This window comes from Paenibacillus sp. J31R30 (assembly GCF_059692115.1).
Map to the genome: position 1 here is coordinate 1,056,234 of NZ_JCAUAV010000001.1, position 14,796 is coordinate 1,071,029.

At 45.7% G+C, this 14,796-nt stretch carries 14 protein-coding genes and 2 tRNA genes; 12 read left to right on the forward strand and 4 right to left on the reverse strand.

The window, feature by feature from the left end:
* The first annotated feature begins 39 nt into the window (after positions 1-39).
* Genes carA through pyrE form a run of 4 tightly spaced genes read left to right on the forward strand, consistent with a single transcriptional unit; the run spans position 40 to position 5,843 of the window.
* Positions 40-1,212, forward strand: coding sequence for a glutamine-hydrolyzing carbamoyl-phosphate synthase small subunit (gene carA, locus AC58QO_RS03850; protein WP_497263968.1), 1,173 nt, complete (start codon positions 40-42; stop codon positions 1,210-1,212).
* Positions 1,199-4,408, forward strand: coding sequence for a carbamoyl-phosphate synthase large subunit (carB, locus tag AC58QO_RS03855; RefSeq protein WP_497263969.1), 3,210 nt, complete (start codon positions 1,199-1,201; stop codon positions 4,406-4,408). Before carA ends, carB begins: the two co-directional genes overlap by 14 nt.
* 54 nt (positions 4,409-4,462) lie before the next feature.
* Positions 4,463-5,152, forward strand: coding sequence for an orotidine-5'-phosphate decarboxylase (gene pyrF, locus AC58QO_RS03860; RefSeq protein ID WP_497264386.1), 690 nt, complete (start codon positions 4,463-4,465; stop codon positions 5,150-5,152).
* Between the two features lie 49 nt (positions 5,153-5,201).
* Complete coding sequence (gene pyrE / locus AC58QO_RS03865; RefSeq protein ID WP_497263970.1) at positions 5,202-5,843, forward strand: orotate phosphoribosyltransferase; 642 nt, start codon at positions 5,202-5,204, stop codon at positions 5,841-5,843.
* A gap of 234 nt (positions 5,844-6,077) precedes the next feature.
* Here the strand turns inward: pyrE and AC58QO_RS03870 are convergent, their stop codons facing one another.
* On the reverse strand, positions 6,078-6,962 hold the full coding sequence (locus AC58QO_RS03870; protein ID WP_497263971.1) for a LysR family transcriptional regulator: 885 nt from the start codon (positions 6,960-6,962) through the stop codon (positions 6,078-6,080).
* Positions 6,963-7,074: 112 nt separating this feature from the next.
* Between AC58QO_RS03870 and dapA the strand changes: the two genes are divergently transcribed.
* Both dapA and AC58QO_RS03880 read left to right on the forward strand, forming a co-directional pair.
* Positions 7,075-7,959 carry a 4-hydroxy-tetrahydrodipicolinate synthase gene (gene dapA, locus AC58QO_RS03875; RefSeq protein ID WP_497263972.1) on the forward strand — a complete coding sequence of 295 codons (885 nt, stop codon included), beginning with the start codon at positions 7,075-7,077 and terminating at the stop codon, positions 7,957-7,959.
* A gap of 18 nt (positions 7,960-7,977) precedes the next feature.
* Positions 7,978-8,364: a RidA family protein gene (locus AC58QO_RS03880; RefSeq protein WP_497263973.1), complete on the forward strand. Its 387-nt coding sequence runs from the start codon at positions 7,978-7,980 to the stop codon at positions 8,362-8,364.
* Positions 8,365-8,577: 213 nt separating this feature from the next.
* Here the strand turns inward: AC58QO_RS03880 and AC58QO_RS03885 are convergent, their stop codons facing one another.
* Entirely contained in the window at positions 8,578-9,081 is a 504-nt protein-coding gene (locus tag AC58QO_RS03885; protein WP_497263974.1) for a GNAT family N-acetyltransferase, read from the reverse strand.
* A 24-nt stretch (positions 9,082-9,105) separates the two neighbouring features.
* On the reverse strand, positions 9,106-10,500 hold the full coding sequence (locus tag AC58QO_RS03890; RefSeq protein ID WP_497263975.1) for a dipeptidase: 1,395 nt from the start codon (positions 10,498-10,500) through the stop codon (positions 9,106-9,108).
* 224 nt (positions 10,501-10,724) lie between these two features.
* On the opposite strand from AC58QO_RS03890, the gene AC58QO_RS03895 reads away from it, so the two are divergent.
* From AC58QO_RS03895 to AC58QO_RS03905, 3 genes are all read left to right on the forward strand, one after another.
* Entirely contained in the window at positions 10,725-10,892 is a 168-nt protein-coding gene (locus AC58QO_RS03895) for a hypothetical protein (RefSeq protein ID WP_497264404.1), read from the forward strand.
* Positions 10,893-10,980: 88 nt separating this feature from the next.
* Positions 10,981-11,057, forward strand: a tRNA-Met gene (locus AC58QO_RS03900).
* A gap of 10 nt (positions 11,058-11,067) precedes the next feature.
* A tRNA-Ile gene (locus AC58QO_RS03905) sits at positions 11,068-11,141 on the forward strand.
* Positions 11,142-11,264: 123 nt separating this feature from the next.
* Here the strand turns inward: AC58QO_RS03905 and AC58QO_RS03910 are convergent.
* Complete coding sequence (locus AC58QO_RS03910; RefSeq protein ID WP_497263976.1) at positions 11,265-11,867, reverse strand: hypothetical protein; 603 nt, start codon at positions 11,865-11,867, stop codon at positions 11,265-11,267.
* Positions 11,868-12,026: 159 nt separating this feature from the next.
* Here AC58QO_RS03910 and AC58QO_RS03915 point away from each other — a divergent pair, with 159 nt between their 5' ends.
* Genes AC58QO_RS03915 through AC58QO_RS03925 form a run of 3 tightly spaced genes read left to right on the forward strand, consistent with a single transcriptional unit; the run spans position 12,027 to position 14,793 of the window.
* A complete protein-coding gene (locus tag AC58QO_RS03915; protein ID WP_497263977.1) occupies positions 12,027-13,268 on the forward strand; it encodes a hypothetical protein in 1,242 nt (413 codons plus the stop codon).
* 60 nt (positions 13,269-13,328) lie between these two features.
* Positions 13,329-14,054 carry an ABC transporter ATP-binding protein gene (locus AC58QO_RS03920; RefSeq protein WP_497263978.1) on the forward strand — a complete coding sequence of 242 codons (726 nt, stop codon included), beginning with the start codon at positions 13,329-13,331 and terminating at the stop codon, positions 14,052-14,054.
* Positions 14,041-14,793: an ABC transporter permease gene (locus AC58QO_RS03925; protein WP_497263979.1), complete on the forward strand. Its 753-nt coding sequence runs from the start codon at positions 14,041-14,043 to the stop codon at positions 14,791-14,793. The genes AC58QO_RS03920 and AC58QO_RS03925 overlap by 14 nt, the downstream gene beginning before the upstream one ends.
* Positions 14,794-14,796 lie beyond the last annotated feature (3 nt).

Consider the following 14,796-nt stretch of genomic DNA (forward strand, 5'->3'; position numbering starts at 1 on the left):
GTGAGAGCCGCCTGACAATAGCGAAGGAGTTGAAAGAACATGCAGGCAAGATTGTTGCTGGAAGACGGCACTCTTTTTACAGGAAAATCGTTCGGTAGTGAAGGTGAATCCGTCGGCGAGGTTGTATTCAATACAGGGATTACAGGTTATCAAGAGGTACTTTCGGACCCTTCATACTGTGGACAAATCGTTACAATGACTTACCCATTGATCGGGAACTACGGCGTGATTCGTGATGATTTCGAGTCCGTACGTCCTTTTATCCATGGCTTCGTTGTGCGTGAGCATGAAGAAATTCCAAGTAACTGGAGAGCGCAATACACACTTGGCAGCCTTCTGAAAGAATACGGCATCGTGGGCATCAGCGGGATCGACACACGCATGTTGACTCGTAAACTTCGTCATTATGGCGTAATGAAAAGTATCCTTACAACTTCCAATAAATCCGTTGAAGAATTGATGGCAACTCTTAAAAATACGCCGCTTATGACGGATCAAGTTTCCCGCGTTTCTACGAAAAGCGTGTTCGGTGCTCCTGGACACAAAGAGCGTGTTGTACTAGTCGACTTCGGTGCAAAAAGCGGAATCATCCGCGATCTTAGCAAGCGTGATTGCGATGTTGTGGTAGTTCCTCATAATGCTACTGCTGAACAAATTCGCCGCCTTGCACCAGATGGCGTGTTGCTTTCCAATGGCCCTGGGGATCCGAAGGATGTTCCTCACGCAGTTGAAATGATCAAAGGCTTGCTTGGCGACATTCCATTATTCGGAATTTGCTTGGGTCACCAATTGTTCGCACTTGCTTGCGGCGCTGATACAGATAAATTGAAGTTCGGTCATCGCGGCGGTAACCACCCGGTTAAGGACTTGGTCTCCGGACGTTGCTACATTACATCACAAAACCATGGCTACACGGTTAAGGAAGATTCCATCCAAGGAACGAACCTTGAAGTGACGCACATTAACAATAACGATCGCACGATCGAAGGTTTACGCCATAAGCAATACCCAGCGTTCTCCGTGCAATACCACCCAGAGGCAGCACCTGGACCTTTTGACTCCAGCTACCTGTTCGATGATTTCATCTCGCTGATTCGTCAGCACAAACTAGATAACCCACAGCAGCCGCGCCAAGCGCAAATGCTTGCTCAGTGGAATGCTTCCACGGCATCGACATCTGTGAAGGAGGAACTGCAATATGCCAAAAAATAATACACTCAAAAAGATTCTCGTTATCGGTTCCGGTCCGATTGTAATTGGTCAAGCGGCGGAGTTCGATTATGCCGGTACACAAGCTTGCCAAGCATTGAAAGAAGAAGGCATGGAAGTTATCCTGATCAACAGCAACCCAGCTACGATCATGACAGATACGAACATGGCTGACAAAGTATACATCGAGCCAATTACACTTGAGTTCGTGACACAAATCATTCGTCAAGAACGTCCAGACGGGTTGCTGCCAACACTAGGCGGACAAACGGGTCTGAACATGGCGGTTGAACTTGCTCGTGCAGGCGTTCTAGAGAGCGAGAACGTTAAGCTTCTAGGAACACAGCTTACTGCGATTGAGAAAGCGGAAGATCGTGACCTTTTCAGAGACTTGATGAGAGAACTAGAGCAACCAGTACCGGATAGCGTTATCGTGACGACTGTGGCTCAAGCTGTTGATTTTGCAAATGAAATTGGCTTCCCAATCATCATTCGTCCTGCCTACACTCTTGGTGGAACAGGCGGCGGTATTTGTAACACGATGGAAGAGCTAACGGAAATTGTTGCTTCCGGAATTCGTTACAGCCCAATCGGTCAGTGTCTCGTAGAGCGCAGTATCGCGGGTATGAAAGAAGTCGAGTACGAAGTTATGCGTGATGCGAACGACAACTGTATCGTGGTATGTAACATGGAGAACTTTGATCCAGTAGGCGTACATACAGGCGACAGCATCGTTGTAGCACCTAGCCAAACATTGTCGGACCGTGAGTATCAAATGCTGCGTTCCGCATCTTTGAAAATCATTCGTGCCCTGAACATCGAAGGCGGATGTAACGTTCAATACGCACTAGATCCACATAGCTTCCAATATTATGTAATCGAAGTTAACCCGCGTGTAAGTCGCTCTTCAGCACTTGCTTCCAAAGCAACTGGCTATCCAATTGCGAAAATGGCAGCAAAAATTGCGATTGGCTACACACTTGATGAGCTAGTTAACCCAGTAACGGGTCAAACCTATGCATGCTTCGAGCCAGCACTTGATTACATCGTTTCCAAAATTCCTCGCTGGCCGTTCGATAAATTTACTGCAGCTAACCGTAAGCTAGGAACACAAATGAAAGCGACTGGCGAAGTTATGGCGATTGGCCGTACGTTCGAAGAGTCCATTCATAAAGCGATTCGCTCCCTTGAAATCGGTGTTCACCGCTTGTTCCTGAAAGAAACGGATTTACTAGATAAAGAAACATTAGAACTACGTTTGGTAAAACCAGACGATGAGCGACTGTTCTTACTAGCAGAAGCGTTCCGTAGAGGCTACACCGTGGAACACCTGCAAAATTTGACGAAAATTGACTGGTGGTTCCTGAACAAATTAAGTGCACTTATCGCGTATGAAAAGGAAATTGCAGCTAAGGATTTGACAACTGAGCTTATTTTCGAAATCAAACGTAAAGGCTTCACAGACCGTGCTGTTGCGGAAATTCGTACATTGGCAGGCTGCTCGACCTTCACGAAAGAAGCAGACGTAAGAACGTTCCGTTTGCAAAATAACATCAAGCCTGTTTACAAAATGGTAGATACATGTGCAGCGGAGTTCGAAGCTTCAACGCCTTATTACTACTCAACATATGAGCAAGAAGATGAAGTAACGGAAACAACGAAAGAGAAAGTTGTCGTTCTAGGATCGGGTCCAATTCGTATCGGTCAAGGGATCGAGTTCGATTACTCCACAGTTCATGCGGTATGGGCGATCCAAGCGGCTGGCTATGAAGCGGTAATCATCAATAACAACCCTGAAACTGTATCAACTGACTTTAATACGTCGGATCGCTTGTACTTCGAGCCATTATTCTTCGAAGACGTAATGAACGTTATTGAGCGTGAGCAACCAATCGGAGTTATTGTTCAGTTCGGTGGACAAACAGCGATTAACTTGGCTGCACCTTTGCACAAAGCTGGCGTACGCATCCTAGGTTCAGACCTAGAAAGTATCGATACAGCCGAAGATCGTAAGAAATTCGAAGCTCTGCTTAGCAAAATTTCGGTTGCACAACCTCCGGGCGGCACAGTAACATCTGTCGATCAAGCGGTTGGTACAGCAGCGAAGTTCGGCTATCCGGTAATCGTTCGTCCTTCCTACGTACTAGGTGGACGCGCTATGGAAATCGTATACTCCGATGAAGAGCTCTTGAGCTACATGGAATATGCGGTGAAAATTAACCCAGAACATCCGGTCCTTATCGACCGTTACATGCTGGGCAAAGAGGTAGAGGTTGACGCCATTTGCGATAGAGAAACGGTTCTGATCCCAGGGATCATGGAACACGTAGAACGCGCAGGGGTTCACTCCGGTGACTCCATCGCCGTCTATCCGCCACAATCGATCTCCGATGAGATCAAGCAGCAAATTATCGAAATCACGACGAAAATTGGTCTAGAACTTAACGTTGTTGGTCTTGTGAACATCCAGTTCGTTATCTCTAACGATCAAGTGTATGTTATCGAGGTTAACCCGCGTTCCTCCAGAACGGTTCCATTTCTAAGCAAAGTGACGAACATTCCAATGGCGAACGTGGCAACACGCGTGATCATGGGGCAATCCCTTGCTGATATGGGCTACCAAGGCGGACTATGGCCAGAAGATAAATACGTATCTGTCAAAGTACCGGTATTCTCCTTCGCGAAGCTGCGCCGTGTAGATACAACACTCGGACCTGAAATGAAGTCCACAGGTGAGGTAATGGGTCGCGATGTTAATTTTGCCAAAGCCCTATACAAAGGTCTCATCGGTGCTGGTATGAAGATTCCTGCTGCAGGTTCCGTCGTGGTAACCGTAGCGGATAAAGATAAAGAAGAAGCGATTGAAATCTTGAAAGGATTCTATCGTCTTGGCTACAAAATCATTGCAACAGGCGGAACTGCCGAAGCGATTGCCCAAGCAGGTCTTCCAGTTACAACTGTGAATAAGCTTAGCGAAGGTTCACCAAACATTCTTGACCTGATCCGCAGCGGAGATGCACAGTTTGTTGTGAACACATTGACTAAGGGTAAAACGCCTGAGCGAGACGGCTTCCGTATTCGTCGTGAAGCTGTAGAGAACGGTGTCGTGTGTATGACATCCTTGGATACGGTAAGAGCGCTAGTGAATATGCTTGAAGCGATTAACTTCTCCTCACGTGCAATGCCAATACATGCCTAAAGGATGGTGCCACATTTGAGTACGTTAACACGAGTAGATGTTACCGGACGCATTATGGTCGCCTTAGATTACGCGAATGCAGAAAGTGCTGAAGGGCTGCTCAAGCAGCTCGAAGGCATTCCCTGTTATGTGAAGGTAGGAATGCAGCTGTTTTATGCTGCAGGTCCTACCTTTGTCGCGAGTCTGAAGGATCGCGGCTATAAGGTGTTCCTCGACGTGAAGATGCATGACATTCCGAACACGGTGAAGGGCGGCGCGGAGAGCGTGACGCGCCTAGGCGTTGATGTGTTCAATGTGCATGCAGCCGGAGGTAAGCACATGATGGAAGCCGCCTTGGAGGGTATCGACAAGGGGCTAGCTGTTGGGGCAGCACGTCCGATCGTGATCGGCGTGACGCAGTTAACCAGCACCTCACAGCAGGTGATGAATGACGAGATCGGCCTTGCCGGTACAACCGAGCAGGCCGTCATTCGGTATGCCCGCTTGGCGCAAGCCGCGGGGCTTAACGGGGTCGTCGCGTCACCGCTTGAGGTGACGGCGATTAAGGCGGCGTGCGGTGACGGCTTCGTCACCGTGACGCCAGGCATCCGCCCGGCGGGGGCCGACGTGGGCGACCAGTCGCGCATCATGACGCCGGCTGAGGCGTTCGCGCAGGGGACGGACTACGTCGTGATCGGGCGTCCGATCACAGGCGCAGCGGACCCAAGAGCTGCGATTGAAGCGATTATCGATTCAATCGTGTAGATTTGGGATCTGGGGCTGTTCGATTTAACTTTGAAAGGAACGGTGAGGTATGAGTAAGCTCGAAACAATCGCGCAGCATATTGCAGCGTCGTTACTAGATATTGAAGCGGTGGCTCTTCGACCACAGCAACCTTTTACATGGACATCCGGACTGAAATCACCAATTTATTGTGATAATCGTTTGACGATGTCACACCCTGCGATCCGTGAAGCGATTGCCGATGGCTTCGTTGCATTGATCAAGGAGAAATTCCCTGAAACTGAAGTTGTAGCAGGAACAGCTACGGCAGGTATTCCTCACGCAGCTTGGGTTGCTCAGAAGCTAGGGCTTCCAATGATCTACATTCGCGATAAAGCGAAAGGACATGGCAAAGAGAACCTGATTGAAGGTTCTGTGAAACCAGGTCAAAAAGTCATCGTCATCGAAGACTTGATTTCCACAGGTGGAAGCTCGCTGAAAGCGGCAGTAGCCGTTAAAGATGCGGGAGCTGAAGCACTAGGCGTACTAGCGATTTTCTCCTATCAGCTGGATAAAGCAACAGATGCATTCGCGGCGGCAGAAATGCCACTGCACACCCTTTCTAACTACTCGACCTTGCTTGAGGTTGCGTTGGAAAAAGGGAAGATCCAACAGGCGGATATGGAACTCTTGCGTTCATGGAGAGTCAATCCTTCTGCATACGGCGTATAATTGGCTGCCAGTTCAGATTGGCGATAATTGACGAAATGTGTAGGATTCCTCTATACTAAAAGAGTACTTGGTTCATCCTGCAAGCAAGCTTAGCTACTACATTGATACAAGATTTCGCGAAGAACCAAGCGCAGGTTACCGCTCCAGCGGCGCCGCATTTGGGTGCTAATCTTGATATTCGCGTCTAAAATAAGAAGAAGCTCTACCTTTTCACAAAGGTGAGCTTCTTTTTTTTCAATTCACCGGTTGTTGCTTGGTGAGCAATTGAATGAAAGTTTGGAGCGGTTGGGACATCCACTTTTTCGGATGAAGCACCAGCTGTAAGTCTATAGAAAGCTGTGTATGTGTAAATGGGAGCTGTACGAGTTTACCTTGAGCGATTTCGCTAGCTACTGTAATACGAGGCAGCAAAGCGATGCCTAAACCGCTCATTACACAATGTTTAATCGTTTCTACATTGCCCAACTCGAAGCCGATTTGTAAGGCGACGGCATTGTCCTTCAGCAGCCTTTCAAACTTCCCGCGATAGATACAGCCTTCCTCCGTAACGATGAATTCCGTGTTTCCTAAGTCGGCGAGCTGAATATGGCTTTGCTGAGCTAATGGGTGGTTCAGTGGTGCTATGAAGACAAGTTGTTCTTCTCTTACACGTGTACATGCGAGTGTGGGATCTGCTGGATATTGATCCAATAGAAGTCCAATATCATAATCACCTTCTTTTACCTTGTTAAGGATGGAGGTTTCACTATCAGGGAAAAGTTGGATATTAAGCCCAGGATATAGTTGCTTTAATTCATGGAGAAAAGGGGGTAAATAGTAGGCTGCCAAGGAGTTAATTGTACCGATTGTCAAGGTACCGCTTACTTGATGGGCGATCATTTCTTTGGATTGATCATACAGCTCCAACATTTGCTGCGTTAATACAAGCAAGCTTTCTCCAGGTGGCGTAAGACGTAACTGTCGCCCGTACCGTTCGAAAAGGGGAACACCGTACTCACGTTCCAGCTTTTGAATCTGCATGGTTATACTTGATTGGGCATAGCCCAATTCCTCAGCGGCACGTGTGAAGCTTTTCCTGCGGGCAACTTCTCGAAAGGTGCGGAAATACGTCAGATCCATATGTAGCCTCGCTTTAATATCAATTTATTTGATGAGTTCTATCATTTATTATAGCTAACTGTGATGATAAGTTCCATGCTAAAGTAAATGTACAAACAAACGAGGCAGGGAGATGGTCATTTTGCTAAAAGAACAAGACCTACAGGGGATTTATGTACCGATTATTACCCCTTTTGATGAGGAATTTGAAGTGGATGCAGCATCCTTTTATAATCAAGCTTATAACTTGTTTCAAGATGAAATAGATGGGTTGGTTGTCAATGGGACAACAGGGGAATCGCCAACCATTACGAAAGACGAGCTAGGGGTCTTATTCGCTGCAGCACAAGCCGCTCGAGACGCAGCGCATGTTCAGGTTCCGTTGATTGTAGGAACAGGGACTAATGATACCTTATCGACGGTTAGGAAAACTGAGCAAGCAGGAGAGCTGGGAGCAGAGGCTGCGCTTGTTGTAGTTCCATATTACAACCGGCCAAGCCAGCAAGGGATAATCGAACATTTCCGCCGTGTAGCGCGAGTCGGGGTACCCGTGATATTGTATGATGTCCCGCATCGTACAGGCATGACGCTTACGCTCGATACGGTGCGTACGATTCTCGACATCGACGGTATCATTGGCATGAAAGACAGCACTCCGAACACGAGGCTGGTGACGGAGTTGACGCGACTTGGCTCAAAACCTGTTCTCTGCGGTGAAGACACGTTGCTGTATGCAGCGTTGCAGGCAGGGGCCAAAGGTGTGATGAGTGCTTCAGCGAATGTGGAGACGGAGCGTTTTGTAGCGTTTATCCGGAGTTACTTTGATGGGGCTTATCAGCAAAGCCGTGAAGAATTTGAGGAGCTGTTACCGCTTGTTCGTTTGCTTTTTGAAGAGCCGAATCCAGCTCCGATCAAATGGCTGCTTCATCAACAAGGCGTCATTGCTTCTGGTGCATTGCGTTTGCCGCTTCTACCAGTGACGGAAGGCTTACAAGCGAAATTAGCAGCTTATTTATAAAAGGAGTTGTCGCGTGTAATGAATCGAACGAGAGTGTTTACAGGCTCACCTTGGGAGCCGGTGGTCGGTTATTGCCGAGCCATTCGTGTCGGTGATTGCATCGAGGTAGCGGGAACGACGGCGATGAAGGATGGCGAGGTTGTTGGAGTAGGCGATGCCTACGAACAAGCTCGATTCATTCTTCAAACGATTGAGCAGGCGCTTCAAGAACTTGGTTCTCAGATAGGTGATGTAATTCGAACCCGCATGTATGTGACTGATATTTCATTGTGGGAAGAGTTTGGTCGGGCGCATGGGGAGTATTTCCGAGATGTGCAGCCTGTGGCGACGATGGTTGAGGTAAAGGCGCTGATTGACCCGCAATTGCTGATTGAGATCGAGGTTGAGGCTGTGATTACAGGATAGTTTACGATTAACGTCTAACGGACATACGCGTCACTATACTGGCTGTAATCGTCTATGTAGAAATCTAACGGACACTAGAGTCACTATTGCCTCATTAGGGGAATCGAATCTCCTCTTTTTGAGCCAATAGCGGTCTCTGTGTCCGTTAGACGATTATGCAGGTCTTTTTTTTCAGCTATCAGATCATCTGAGTCCGTTAGCTGCAGTCAACAATTAGCTTACGCGTTTGCCCAAAATAATCAAATCACGCTCAACGCCGTCCAACTCGGCTACGCCAGGCAGATGCGCCCAATTGGTGAAGCCAAATTTGCGGAATAGCTGCAGACTCGGCTCGTTGTGGCCGAAAATAAAGCCTAACAACGACTTCAGACCAAGCCCTGGACTAGCGGCAATAGCTTGTTCCATCAAGTAGCGTCCAATGCCTTGACCGCGATAAGCTTCATCCACGTAAATACTGACTTCGGCAGTTGCGTTATAGGCAGGCCGCCCGTAGAAGGACTGGAAGCTTAGCCAACCACAGATGCCGCTCTCATTCTCAAGTACCCATAGTGGGCGGAAATCGGCCGAATGTTCATGAAACCAGCGCTCACGTGATTCAGTTGTGACGGGTTCCGTATCAGCAGTAACCATGCGTCCTGCGATTGTTGAGTTGTAGATGCGTACGATTTCAGCCAAATCTGCCAATTGCGCGTCGCGGATATGTAAGTGCTTCCCCATAGAAATAACTCCTTTTGCTCTAGGTTAGTTAGATTCTGTTTTACGCTCAGATAGCGCAGCAAGCTTCAACCAATATCGGCTGATGGTCTCTGTACCATTATCCCAATTCATCAAATGGAAATGCTCATTCGGTGCGTGAAGGTTCTCCCCTGGTAATCCAAAGCCCATTAGCACCACAGGTGCATCCAACACACGACCTAATACTTCAACAATCGGAATAGACCCACCGCTGCGCGTGTATACCGGCCATTCACCGAACGTTTCCTCGTAAGCTTCCGCTGCCGCAACCATAACAGGCTCATCAATCGGCGTGATAAAAGGATTGCCTCGCAATTGTCGGTCCAACGCAATGGACACGCCTGGAAGTGACTGTGCATGAATATGGGCTTCGACCAAATCCATGATTTCCTCAGGGATCTGTGCAGCGACTAGGCGACAGGCAATTTTCGCTATAGCACGATTCGGAATGATCGGTTTGATCCCCTCGCCTTGAAAGCCGCCGCTTACTGATGTGATTTCGAGTGTAGGTCGGGAAGTCGTTTGCTCATAGAAGGAGAAGCCTTTCTCTCCGTATAGATCCGTAACGTTCAAATTCGTGCGAACTTTGTTCTCGTCGGGTTCAACCTTTTTAAACGCTTCTCGCTCTTTGTCCGAAAGGGCAATGACACGGTCATAAAAGCCTTTTACCGCTACGCGACCCTCTTCATCATGAAAGGAGCTTAGCAGCTTGGACAACGCGTGAATCGGGTTCTGCACCGCACCGCCGAAAAGTCCCGAATGGAGATCACTATTAGCGCCATCGATGGTGATTTCGAATCCAGCTAAGCCACGAAGTCCATACATAAGTGCTGGCTTGCCAGGACCGTGCATTTGCGTGTCAGATAGTACGATGGAATCGGCCTGCAATTTAGCTGCATGAGCTTCAACAAAAGCAGGGAGGTTTTTACTCGCAATTTCTTCTTCACCTTCGATGCAGAATTTCACATTAACGGGAAGTGACCCGTGTGTTTGGAGGAAGGCTTCAACAACTTTTACATACAGCAATAACTGGCCCTTGTCATCCGTACTGCCACGACCGAACAGCTTGTTATCACGAATAATCGGCTCAAAAGGAGGCGTTTCCCACAGCTCTAATGGCTCAGCGGGCTGCACATCATAATGACCATATATCAGAACCGTCGGTTTGCCTGGCGCATGTAACCAGTCTGCGTAAACCACGGGGTGACCTTTCGTTGGCATAATTTCAATATTTTCGAGTCCGGCCTGTTTCAAAGACTGAGCGGTCCATTCAGCGCATCTGATCATATCCGGTTGGTGCTGGGCTACGGCACTAATGCTTGGAATTCGCAAAAACGCCAAGAGTTCCTCTATGTGTTCATCCCTGTGCGTTTGTAGATAGCTTTTGATTGTTTCAATCATGGTTGTATTCTCCTTTTTTCTGCTGCCAAATAGTCTACATCACTTAACTTCCCCAAAAACAGGGAAATTCCTGCTATTCCTGTAAACCGTCACATTTTATTTGTCATATGGTCAAAAAAGATTTGTTCTTTCGATTAGTCGGTTAAGGATGAACGAATGTTGCTAATAAGTGAACCTAATTATGGATAAGCTAGAGGTAACGATCAGACTATATTGGAGTGATAATGATGAACTGGATCTATTGGGCGAAATTATACGATTCCAAGTTTCAAGCAGGCTGTTTAGCGAAACGAATGGAAGAAGATTGGTGGATCTATGGGTATGAGTGCCCGCAGGAAGTTGAGGTTTATAAATCGAAAAAAGGGCGCTTTGGCGTCAGGTATAACACGTAGATTAGCTGAATATGTATAAATTAACGCTTGACTAAGCCTGCGCCGTTAGTGTATATTTATTTTTGTCGCTGTTGAGCGGTACTCATGACGCGGGGTGGAGCAGCTCGGTAGCTCGTCGGGCTCATAACCCGAAGGCCGCAGGTTCAAATCCTGCCCCCGCAACCAAATTTCATTAGGGCCTATAGCTCAGTTGGTTAGAGCGGTCGGCTCATAACCGATTGGTCGGGGGTTCGAGTCCCTCTGGGCCCATAGCACGGAAACCCTTGGTAGATAAGGGTTTTTATTTATTTTAAGGACATAACAAGCCCCTCATTCTCATCAGTGTTGATGGAAATGAGGGGCTTGTGTTCGTTTGTGCATACTACTTTTTTATTATTGTTTCAATTGTCTAAGTATAACAACCCAGATTCTCAAACCTGTCACCCATAACGTTAAAGATGAGCCAAAGCCAATAAATATAGATCTCGGAATCAATGATACATTGCCGATTGTGGCGTTGAGTGGTAAAAATAAAGATATGATGCCTAATATACAGAGCACTGCACCCGTACCATAATAAAATTTTGCTCGAAACAATTGAGCTAAAGGGATAAAGTGAATACCAACAATGATCGCCATGATTGGGAAAAAGACTTCAAAATGATCGAGTGAATTACAAATCATACTTGCAACGAAGATCGCAAGTCCTTCTAGACCAAAGATCATACCAAATTTTCGATTTGTCCGTTTCCAATGTACCTTTTCTTCCGGTGTACGAGCATCGTTCATGCTGCGAGATTTACTAAATAACGAAATAGCCCCGAACAGCAAGATGATTGTCACAATAGCTGAAAGAACAAGTGGCCACGGTGCTCCAAGTTCATTGGAACCAACAATACCAATGGAAGCCCAAAGCGCGCCAAAAAAAGTCATGAACATGACGCCATTGGCAGCACCAAAGACAGCAGCTTTAGACAGTTTAATAAAATCATTCATCAGTAATCAGTCTCCTAACAATTAAATTTTGTGATTTTCGCAGTCCCGGGAAAGAGTTAATACTTTGTTAATAATCCATTTAGATGGATTCAATAAGCGTATAATAAAATAACTAGTAAGGAAACGTTTCCCGCAAATTATTTTTAAAGGAGAAGAGAGATGAAACTTAGCAAAAAATCAGTTACTGTACTTTCATTTACGATTGGAGCTTGTTTATTTGTATCTACCGCTTTCGCTGATGCGCTGCTTGGATCTGGATATGACCGGTTAAAAGATTCAGTTAAAAACACGGCAACACTTATGGAAAAGGATATGAAAAACTACACGGTCGAGACGTTGTATTCATTGAAGGATAATAATCAAACCTTGCTTCAATCTTCCTCGTTCAAGAAATTGGATACGGTCAACCAGGTATCTGAGGACACCGAGACGAGTAAAAACGCCAAGGGTGAAACAACCACCAATTATTCGTATTCCGATAAGAAGCAATCCATTAATAAAAACGGTATGGATAATACATATTACATATCGGAATATCCGGCTCATATGAACCGTGGAAATCAAGCTGAGTTCAGAAACCCTTTTGATGAAAAAGGAGCATCGGAGATTGAAAAAATCGTTGATGCTGTGGTTGGCTCTCTGAAAGATTATGTGCAAGTTGAGGAAGGTACTGATGGCGGGAAAGAGTATTCGGGAAGCTTGTCCGAGACACAAGTACCTGCTCTTGTGAATGCTGTCACTTCCTATGGAATCAAGCAGATGCTTGGCAGTGAGCGGGATTTACCTGAAATAGAGAGCGATATTTTTGTGAAAAAGGTTGTAGGGACGGCTGTTGAAAATAAAGCAGGTTATTTAGAAAATGTGACAGGTGATATCACACTGTCAGGAAAAGATAAAAATGGCGTTCAGCATGACTTAAACTTAAATGTGATTGTCAAGCTTTCAGAGATTGGCAATACGAAGATTGTTATGCCTGACCTATCAGGCAAAAATGTTGAGAAGGTTAATTATGCAGGCGGATTCAGCAGTAAATATGTAGGTACCTATAAAAATGATATCATTATGGACAAAGACGGTAAATTCGTGAAGATTGGTGAGAGAACGGTAGAAATCACAAATGTAGATGGAGTTAAAGTGGTAGGAAAGTATTCAGAAACCGTTTCTCCTGGTTTTGAGAGCGAGTATCCTAGCAAGGATGCATTTAGTTTTGAATACAATCCGATGACAGCTCCAACGTTCACTTACACCGATGCGAAGGGTGAGCAGAAGAATGGCATGATTCATCCGAATTCTGCTGGTAAGATTTACTTCGAAATGAATATAGGTGTTATGGATAAAAACACGTACAAATCTAGTATGAAACCATACTATGATGGAGAATTTAGACGCGTGTTTGAATAGAAATGTTGTTCAGGAGGCTGCGGATCGCGGCTTCCTGAGCATTTTTAGGGAGATGATGAATTGACAGTCAAGGCGATGGAGATCAAGGACTTAACCAAGTCATTTAAGAATGGCCGGGGAATCAGCGAGTTGAACCTAGATGTTGATCAAGGGGATATTTTCGGGTTTCTAGGACCAAATGGTGCAGGTAAGACAACTGCTATGAAGATGATAACAGGGCTTATGAAACCGGATCGCGGCGATGTGAAAATTTTCGGTTCCAGTGTTTCAGAGGACTATGTCAATGCGATGAAGCATGTCGGCTGTTTGATTGAAACCGCAGAATCGTACCCCTATATGACGGCAAACGAAAATTTGAAACTATTCGCGAGATTCTACCCTGAAGTTGATCAGCGAAGAATCGATGAATGTCTTGAAATTACGGGGATGTTGAAATATAAAAACGAAAAATCACAAAAATTTTCGCTCGGAATGAAACAACGACTAGGAATAGCGGCAGCAATTCTATCGAGACCGAAATTGTTAATTTTGGACGAGCCTCTTAACGGCCTGGATGTAGAGGGAATGCTGGAGATGAGGAAGTTGATCAAGCAACTATCTCAGGAAGGTACGACTTTTTTTATTTCCAGTCACTTGATTCACGATGTGGAATTAACATGCACAAGAATCGGGATTATTTACGGAGGTAAGTTGGTCAACGTAGAATATACCCAACATATCCTGTCGTATTATTCGTCGCTTGAGAATTATTTTGTTAGTGAGGTGGACAGGAATGGCAGGGTTTAAAGCTGCATTTATTAATGAAGCCGTGAAGTTGCTGAAAAAGAAAAAAATGATGGCAGCCGCGATTTTGTCCATTCTTGCCGTCATGATCGGTCAAATTGCCGTAACTACGATAAAGCATGGCCTTGGATTAAGAATTGTAGGGAGTGTTGAATTTCCCATTGCGGTTCTTTCGTTTATTACTTATACGCTTTTACCGTTATTTGCTATCTTTGTCGCGATTGATATGTTTAACGGGGAATCGTCATCGAATACGATGAAAATAACTCTGTTAAGACCGGTGTCCAGATTCAGTGTTTTTAGTGCGAAGGTTTTGAATTTAGCTCTATTTATTGCGGGAAATCTTTTGTTTGTCATGCTGCTTTCCCTACTCGCTGGTTTTATATTTAACCCGTCATCTGCCAGCCTGATTGGAATCGTAAAGGTCGTTCTGTCATATGGCTTAACATTTTTTCCAGTATTCGTGTTTGCACTGATCGTCGTGCTGTTAGCCAATGTAATACAAGGAGGACTAGCCGTATTTTTCCTCTCCATTCTTGTGTTTATTGGTTTTAATTTTCTCGGTATTGTGTTCTCATCCTATTCGAGTTTTTTTATTACGTCGATGTTTGACTGGTATAACCTTTGGATTTCTGAATCGATCAATGTCTTTAAAATTTTCCGCCAGATTCTTATCATGTCCGGTTGTGGTATCATGTTATTTACTACTGGTTATTACTTGTTTGACAGCAAGGATATATAGAAA

Excerpts from the sequence above, each read along its gene's own strand:
- carA (WP_497263968.1), top strand. The coding sequence starts at position 40 with ATGCAGGCAAGATTGTTGCTGGAAGACGGCACTCTTTTTACAGGAAAA.
- carB (WP_497263969.1), top strand. The coding sequence starts at position 1,199 with ATGCCAAAAAATAATACACTCAAAAAGATTCTCGTTATCGGTTCCGGT.
- pyrF (WP_497264386.1), top strand. The coding sequence starts at position 4,463 with ATGGTCGCCTTAGATTACGCGAATGCAGAAAGTGCTGAAGGGCTGCTC.
- pyrE (WP_497263970.1), top strand. The coding sequence starts at position 5,202 with ATGAGTAAGCTCGAAACAATCGCGCAGCATATTGCAGCGTCGTTACTA.
- AC58QO_RS03870 (WP_497263971.1), bottom strand. The coding sequence starts at position 6,962 with ATGGATCTGACGTATTTCCGCACCTTTCGAGAAGTTGCCCGCAGGAAA.
- dapA (WP_497263972.1), top strand. The coding sequence starts at position 7,075 with ATGGTCATTTTGCTAAAAGAACAAGACCTACAGGGGATTTATGTACCG.
- AC58QO_RS03880 (WP_497263973.1), top strand. The coding sequence starts at position 7,978 with ATGAATCGAACGAGAGTGTTTACAGGCTCACCTTGGGAGCCGGTGGTC.
- AC58QO_RS03885 (WP_497263974.1), bottom strand. The coding sequence starts at position 9,081 with ATGGGGAAGCACTTACATATCCGCGACGCGCAATTGGCAGATTTGGCT.
- AC58QO_RS03890 (WP_497263975.1), bottom strand. The coding sequence starts at position 10,500 with ATGATTGAAACAATCAAAAGCTATCTACAAACGCACAGGGATGAACAC.
- AC58QO_RS03895 (WP_497264404.1), top strand. The coding sequence starts at position 10,725 with ATGATGAACTGGATCTATTGGGCGAAATTATACGATTCCAAGTTTCAA.
- AC58QO_RS03910 (WP_497263976.1), bottom strand. The coding sequence starts at position 11,867 with ATGAATGATTTTATTAAACTGTCTAAAGCTGCTGTCTTTGGTGCTGCC.
- AC58QO_RS03915 (WP_497263977.1), top strand. The coding sequence starts at position 12,027 with ATGAAACTTAGCAAAAAATCAGTTACTGTACTTTCATTTACGATTGGA.
- AC58QO_RS03925 (WP_497263979.1), top strand. The coding sequence starts at position 14,041 with ATGGCAGGGTTTAAAGCTGCATTTATTAATGAAGCCGTGAAGTTGCTG.